Genomic DNA, 595 nt, shown 5'->3' with positions numbered 1-595 from the left:
ACAGGCCGAGGCGACCAGGCTCATGCACCTGACGGAACATGACGTCACGTTCCTCGCCATGTTGAGCGCGCCAGTTGCGAATACGTCGCTCCAGCGTACGGCGCACGCTGCCCGGGAGGTCTGGATGGCGGCGAAGCATCTCGTCAAATACGGCCACGGGCCGGATGCCCGGCGCGGACTGCAGCAGCGGGACGATCTCGGCGTCAAAGATTGCGGCCAGGGGATCAGCACGGCGACTCGTGCGTGGCGCCTTCTTCTTCGATGGCGGTCTTGGGTCCTGTTCGATGCGATAGGCAGTGGCAGCGCTAAACCCGGCGCGTGCGCCTGCCCTGGTCGGTTGTTCCTTGCTTCTGTACTTCATGTATAGCCTCATCTGGTGGTCGTTGACGTGACGCCCGGGCACCGTTGCCTCCCGTGAAATGGAAGGTTCCTTCATACCCGATCCACCGCGACCACCGACAAGGCTCCCCGATGACGGGGGGACTGTTCGGCGCGGCTTGGCGGCAGCGGTTCCGGGCTACGCCCTCCACCGCTGCCGCCAAGCCAGTTCTCATCCTGATTGACGCGCTGTTCTCATCTTGATTGACGCGCGATA

The 595-nt window shown here is 63.7% G+C and carries 1 protein-coding gene; it reads right to left on the bottom strand.

Annotated features, from left to right (window positions below):
• A partial coding sequence (locus P0D80_RS50975) for an IS21 family transposase (RefSeq protein WP_459252782.1) occupies window positions 1–403 on the bottom strand: 403 nt, incomplete at its 3' end.
• Between the last annotated feature and the right edge of the window lie 192 nt (window positions 404–595).

Origin of the sequence: Paraburkholderia sp. RL17-373-BIF-A, from assembly GCF_046030175.1 — a bacterium.
In the GTDB taxonomy this organism is placed as follows: domain Bacteria; phylum Pseudomonadota; class Gammaproteobacteria; order Burkholderiales; family Burkholderiaceae; genus Paraburkholderia.
The sequence above is the reverse complement of the archived record's forward strand: the minus strand, read 5'-3'. Positions and strand labels throughout refer to the sequence as shown.